Annotated in this window: 5 protein-coding genes; all 5 read left to right on the top strand. The window is 44.7% G+C overall.

All coding sequences use genetic code 11. From position 1 onward, the window contains the following. The first annotated feature begins 75 nt into the window (after positions 1-75). From JQM68_RS13260 to dcm, 5 genes are read left to right on the top strand one after another with little or no spacing between them, the layout of a single operon-like run. Entirely contained in the window at positions 76-2,187 is a 2,112-nt protein-coding gene (locus JQM68_RS13260; RefSeq protein WP_235223500.1) for a hypothetical protein, read from the top strand. A 1-nt stretch (position 2,188) separates the two neighbouring features. Next, positions 2,189-3,142 (top strand): hypothetical protein, encoded by a 954-nt coding sequence (locus JQM68_RS13265; protein ID WP_235223501.1) that lies wholly within the window; start codon positions 2,189-2,191, stop codon positions 3,140-3,142. Between the two features lie 11 nt (positions 3,143-3,153). After that, positions 3,154-3,846 (top strand): hypothetical protein, encoded by a 693-nt coding sequence (locus JQM68_RS13270; protein ID WP_235223502.1) that lies wholly within the window; start codon positions 3,154-3,156, stop codon positions 3,844-3,846. Positions 3,847-3,857: 11 nt separating this feature from the next. Next, positions 3,858-4,772: a PD-(D/E)XK motif protein gene (locus JQM68_RS13275; protein ID WP_235223503.1), complete on the top strand. Its 915-nt coding sequence runs from the start codon at positions 3,858-3,860 to the stop codon at positions 4,770-4,772. A gap of 18 nt (positions 4,773-4,790) precedes the next feature. Continuing rightward, on the top strand, positions 4,791-6,479 hold the full coding sequence (gene dcm / locus JQM68_RS13280; RefSeq protein ID WP_235223504.1) for a DNA (cytosine-5-)-methyltransferase: 1,689 nt from the start codon (positions 4,791-4,793) through the stop codon (positions 6,477-6,479). Positions 6,480-6,879: the final 400 nt, after the last annotated feature.

Consider the following 6,879-nt stretch of genomic DNA (forward strand, 5'->3'; position numbering starts at 1 on the left):
AACAAGTTTTACCGGCGAAAGCACACGGGTTTCATAACCCCGTCGGTGCCTTTCGCAGAAAGGCGGATTATACGAATGAGAATTGAAATTGCAGAACATGGGCGCATGACAGAGAGCGGAAGTTCACTGCTGCGTTTGATTCAAAATCAAGATATTCCTCTATTGGACCTTCTTGTGCGTGAATCTGTTCAGAATTCACTGGATGCCGCGTCCAATACCAGTACCAAAGTCAGTGTTGATATACGGGTGGGGGAATTCAAAGCAAAGGATCTGAACAAGCATTTCGAAAAAATTGAGGATGGACTGAACAGGCGGTACATCAAGACCAAGCCCAGGTTTATTGCTGTCAGGGATTCGGGCACATCCGGATTGACAGGCCCTGTCAGATATGAGGACGTCAAAAACAACCTTTTTGGCAACCTTCTCAAACTGGTTTATGAAATCTGTAAACCGCAGTCAAATGAAGGAGCTGGTGGTTCATGGGGCCTTGGCAAGACCATCTATTTCCGTCTTGGTATCGGTCTGGTGATATATTACAGCCGTATTTGCGAGAAGGGTAAATATCAGTCTCGCCTTGCAGCATGTCTGGTTGAAAATGAAACGCAGAAAGACGCATTGATTCCGCATTCCGGTGGAGTCAAACGAGGAATCGCATGGTGGGGCAAAAAAGAAAGCCCGTTCCAGAAAACAACAATTCCTGAGGATAATGAACAGGAAATTCAACGTATTCTGAATGTGTTCGGTATTCCGTCCTATGGTGCAAAAGAAACTGGCACAACCATCATCATTCCATATATTGATGAGGAAGCTTTGCTTAGCGAAGTATATGCGAAAAATGAGCCTGTAGCCGAGAAACCTTACTGGGCAAACCGGGTTGAGGATTATCTCAGAGTCGCAGTTCAGAAATGGTACGCCCCAAGGCTTAATAATGTTGATTATCCTTATGGCGCGTATCTGTCTGCAAGCATCAACGGACAAAAGATCAAAGTATCTGAAATGCTCCCCTTGTTCCGGTATGTCCGGGAGTTCTACATCAAGGCATTGGGTAAGACGCTGGATGATGACTCGCTGATCAAGGAAGAAGGATTTGCAGAGGGTGAACAACTCTATGAAGAGAGCATTGATCTGAGGGGAGTTCTGAATACAACCTCTTCAGGAAAGTTTGTCTATGCCAGGCTATCCCGTAAACAGCTTCAGATGGAGCCGCCCCTGAACAATAAGTCTCCTTATCAACAGATAACCAATATGCCGGTTCAGATGGAAGGAGGAAATGGCCCCATTATCATGTACACCCGTCGGCCTGGAATGATTGTCGGTTATGACTATGATAGTACATGGACACATCGCATGCCCAAATCCGGCCCGGATGACTACATTATCGGCCTGTTTGTAGCGAATTCCATAAATACATTGAAGAATATCACAGATCAAAGAACTGGCAAACCAATGACCCTGGAAGAATACATCCGGCAGGGTGAAAAAGCTGACCATGCCTCCTGGTCGGACCGGAATATTTCGGGTAACAACCCCCGGATTATTTCCAACATCCAGAAGAATGTTATCAATAAGGTCAAGAAACAGTTTTCCGAACCGGTAAAAGAAATCTATGAACGGCAGAATATTGGTCTGAGCCATGCCCTTGCCAATATGTTGTTACCCGCGTCGGATTTCGGTTCTGTTGCAACACCACCGCCCGCTCCTACGGGTGGAGAAAAAGCTCCTGGACATAGGGGAGGCCGCAAGAGCTCATTGGCCGTGACCGGAGGTCCGTATTATTCCAACGGTAAAGTAAAGCTTGACTTTGAAATCGTACTCAAAGGAAAGAATTGCCAACTGCAGCTGCAGGTTCTGACTGACTTCAAACGCTATCATGCGGATATCTGGGAGTCTGCAGATGAACTCGGCAAAGCCTTCCCGGTGGAATTCGTTGAATTCAATGTGAATAAGATCGGGACTCCTGCAAAGGGAAAGCCTGTCCTCCGAGATATATTGTTGAACCTTTCTCCGGGCAGTCCTGACGGACACACAGAAGAGCTTGACGTGCATTATATCCGATCTGAAAGGTTTGCCAGCTACAGCTATATAGAACTGAAGCCTTTGGCAACGGGGTGTATTCTGTATGGAACCCTTTCATTCGAGTTCAAGGATTCTGGTCTGAAGGCCGTATGTGAACTGAAGGAGTTATAACATGAGTGAGTCATTCAGCCCGTATCCCCTATTGGGGAATGAACATTACATGATAATTGGATATGCATCAGACTGCCCTTCGTTCAGCTACATGGAGAACTTTGAAGAGTTTCCGCTTCAGCTTGAAAGTACTGGTGGAACATTTTCGAACCATAATGGAAAGATCAGCGATCCACGTTGCTCCTGGTATCCATCAACACATGGACTGACAGTGAGAAAAACTTGCAGATTGGCTGCGGCTTACCACCTTTTCGGAGAGGGTGGGATTGCATCGTCTACCGCGACGATTGGCATAGCACTGCGTTGGATTTCCAGTAAGTCTGACGAGCGCGGTGTAGTGCCCTTCGGAACTATTACAAAAGCTGATTCTGCAAAATCCTTTGATGTGGACTATGTATTTGAACGCGGCACGTTAAGGGGTAGTCTGAAACTGCAGACTATTCTCTATCTAAAAGATGCAGGAACGCCCAAGGAATCCGAAAAATACTTCGCCCAGCAGACAGGCACAATTCTGGGCGTTCTGGAGCAGGAAGAATTCTTTGTCGATGGTAATGGATCTGTATTCCCGATAGCTGTAATCGATGCTCCGGGAAAGGCTTTGTGGAATGTTTATTACAACGACGCCTCAGACCCCATGCAGGATAAATTTGAGAGTGAGAATGTTGAAATCCGTCTCAACAAAGCTCATCCGAATTATGATGCGTTGAAGATTGAGTCTTCGATGATTGAATCGCCACTGTTCATCGAGGTGCTTTCTTCAGCACTGATGGTGATTGTGGAATCAGTCAGGGAGTCTGCTGGTGAAGACTGGGAAAATATCCTGGAGGGTACAGGTTTCGAAACTGGTTCCATTGCTGAAGCCGTCTATTACTTTATTACCAGATTGCAGTGGGATGTAAGCAGTCCGTCAAAAACATCGGCATCTATCAAAGACTTCTTTGAGAAAGGCCGTTAAGAGGTATAGATATGAACTGGATCGAAATCGGCAGAGAAGAAAGTCGGCAGAAATACGAAGACTATTGCGCCACTGGAAATCTTGGCTTTTCAAAGGACTATGACGAACTTCGCAAGGACCTTGTCGATCTTTTTTCAACGGCTCTCATCAAAATTGGGATTACAGAGGACCAGATATCCCAGAAAAATTATTCGTATCAGCTTGACTTACAATTTGGACTCAAGCTATATACGACACTCAATCAGAAATACGGGATGAACGTTCGTTTGGCGGCAACAGATGGTGTGTGGCGCTACCTGTGTTCCTGTGTGGCCCCTGATCTTGTCGAGAAGCGCTATGGAAAGGATCATCCGGATCGTATATGGAAAAAGCCGAAGCGTCTGTGGCTCCGCGTTTTATGGTGGTATATTTATCTCTCCTGGCAAGGAACAGAAGAAGCCACAGAAGCGATTCTTCGTGATAACAGCACAGACGAAATACTTCAGCTTGTTGACAGATGCGGGCGTGGTGGATACCGCGTTGGTCTCTACAGAGAACTGATGAAAAAGAACGGAACGTTAGATCTGGCGGAGCGTCGGAAAAATCAGTTGTTCAGAAAGATGATGGTACTTAACACTGCACGTGTACAGGCCGTCGAGCCGGAGCTCACATCGGGTGGCAACCAAGGATATGTCGAAGCACTTTACAGCTATTTTCAAGAATAAAGGTGTGAACTATGGATATTGTCGAACGCATCAAGAACAATTTCAATAAAGGCTTTTTTGGGAAAGGAATGCTGATCCCGGAGCTGCCGGAGGAATTTCCTGCATGGACGTTCAAACAGAATGACTGGGTTGCGGTAGCAGTTCCTATCAATACCTATGTACCCTTTTCTGAGGTGTTTTCGCAAGTCAGGATAAGCACATCCAAGAGAGTCTGCATTGGTGATACTGAATACAATATCCTTATGTTACAGTGTTTTGCAATGGGTTCGAGAAATGAATTTGCTGCGATGTGCAAACAGTTTGTCGATCCGGGTCCAGATGGCCAGCTGAGAAAGAAGCTGATTGAAGAACCAACCGAGTGGTGGAAAAACTGGAAGGACATGTTAGGGAACGTTTCTTCCGATCGTGCACCTTATGATATTCTGGGCGAATTGATCGTTGTGGAACAACAATTGTTGGCTGGCAAGAATCCCATCTGGGCAGGTATTGACCATGCTACCAATGATGTTGAAATGGATGACTCAAGTATTGAAGTTAAATCTACAGTTACTCGATACGGATATGAAGTGACGATCAGCAGCCTTTATCAAATGCGACCCCCAGAAGGGAAATCTCTCTCTTTGGCGTTTTTGCGCTTTGAAAAATCCGTTTTAGGACGGAGCATTGATGATGTGGCAAATAGCTTGAAGACGCACGGCTATGATGCGATTGCTTTGGAGCGTGCTCTTACAAAGGCTGGATTAGAAGAAGGACGAGTTGCCAGAAATCAGAAGTATAAAATACTGGAATGGAAACTGTATCCGGTCGACGAAACATTTCCGTCTGTAACCGAGTCTTCTTTCAAAAATGACAGATTGCCTCCGAACATTGTCAGATTTACATATACAGTGGATCTGTCGGGAGTAACCGGCCAAAGTCAAATATAAGCAGAAGGATGAACTCGTATGTACAATGTTGTCGAACTTTTCAGTGGCATAGGCAGTCAAGCCAAAGCCCTGAAAAATCTCGGATATAATATCAACTTAGTTGGATCGAGTGAATGGGACATACATGCAATCATTGCATATGATCTGATTCACAACGACGCAGAAATGCCTCGGGATATTGCGGATATGAATAAGGAGGAACTGCTGGAAATACTGAAGAACTACACTTTCAGTAATACAGGAAAGGCTCCGCTGGAATTCAGCTCTTTGAGAACATACTCCTTGGAGGTCCTTCAGCACCTTTATCTGGCAATCAAAAGAAATAATAATTATGTGGACATCAATGCTATCAAAGGGCAGAATCTTCCGGATAATATTGACATTCTCACGTATTCTTTCCCGTGTCAGGATCTTTCTAATGTAGGTGCTTTTCATGGGTATAACAAAGGAATTGACAAGGACTCCGGCAGTAGATCCAGCTTGCTCTGGCAAGTAGGACGCATTCTTTCGGAAATGCAAGAGAGCGGGAAAAAACTCCCTAGATTTCTGCTGATGGAAAATGTACCCACATTGTTGTCGGAACGTCACCTTAGTAATTTTACCACATGGATCTGCGATCTCCGTAAGCTGGGATATATCAGCCAGTATTATCAGTTGAATGCGTCAGACTTTGGCTTGCCTCAGAACAGGCCCAGACTTTTGATGATCAGTGTCTGGGTTGGCAATAATGAAGAGGAAAACCAACTGGTTGTAGATTACTTCAGGTCAAAAACAGCGGAATCAGTCGTAGCTGATTACAGAGAATCCAGATACTTTACGCAGATGACTGTACAGGAATTGCTCAGGACGGATTATAACAATCGCAAGTTGCGTGAGGAAGCAATAGAGTCCACACCAAATGACACTGTTTCCAGGAGAAAAATCTGGGATGAAAATCCACAGATTGTTTTGCCAGGATATCGTTACAACAGTGACATTGATGTAATACGCACAATTACAACAAAACAGGATAGAAATCCGAACTCTGGAAATCTCTATTTCGAAAGCGGCGTGGAAGGAAAGAGTAACTTCAGATATCTGACCCCTCGTGAATGCATGCTGTTCATGGGCTTTGCTGATAGCGATTTCCGGCAGCTTAAAAACAATAATATGGAATTCCATAAGGGGGATGCGATTTTTGCACGGGATAAAGTGATTCGCATGGCTGGAAACAGTATTCCCGTTAAGCTGCTGGAGGGTATTTTTCTGCAAATTATTCAGATTGATGCGATTCTTGGCGATTATCGCAAGAGAGCCTTTGGATCAAAGGGAGAGTGGTCAGAAAAGAAAAGATATGTGAAGGAAATCAGATCTTATCTGTTTTCGAAGGGTATCCGCTGCCGAAAACCGGGCGGCCAATATCCAGAAACTCCTGATGCGGTTTTTCCGAAATATAAAGTTGCGCTTTTTCTGTATGATTGCCTTCAACATGCCCACGATTGCCGGGATAGTGTTCTTCCTGAGATGAATCGGAGTTTCTGGGAAAAACGTATTTCTGGCATAACCTCAGAGGACAATGATAAGCACAGGACTTTACGTGAAGCTGGTTGGAAGGTTTTGGTCGTATGGAAGTGTGAACTGGAAAACAACAGGAAAAAAGAAACATTACGCAGAATCGAAAACAAAATTCGCAGTAATGGAGTATCACAGACAGAAGTTATTGCTTGATCCTCTTATACAGGAGGGATTGATTTGGCGGATATAAAGTCAAAAGAACATTTTTGGTTGACCACATGTTTTTCGTTTTGGAAGACGCAAGGGGAGAGCGGGCGCATAATGCAGAGACCATAGTTCAACTACTCTCCGATGGACTTGCCGGTCGGAACTGAATCAATACTTTATCTTATTCAAAATGTATGGATGAAAAATGACACGTCCCAAAAGTGAACGCCAGATTATTGGCACACTTTTGGGGCGTGTTTTTCATATAGATTATTACCTGTCAAAAGGTATGCTTTTTGAGAGGCTTTATTCATCTTCGCGCTTATAACTGCCCAATTCGCTTCAACGGACTGCCCGTTTCGGATGAACGGTGCGGGCAGTTCGGTTGAAGCGGTGTGAGTTATGG

This window comes from Oscillibacter valericigenes (assembly GCF_021531435.1).
GTDB lineage: Bacteria > Bacillota > Clostridia > Oscillospirales > Oscillospiraceae > Oscillibacter > Oscillibacter valericigenes_B.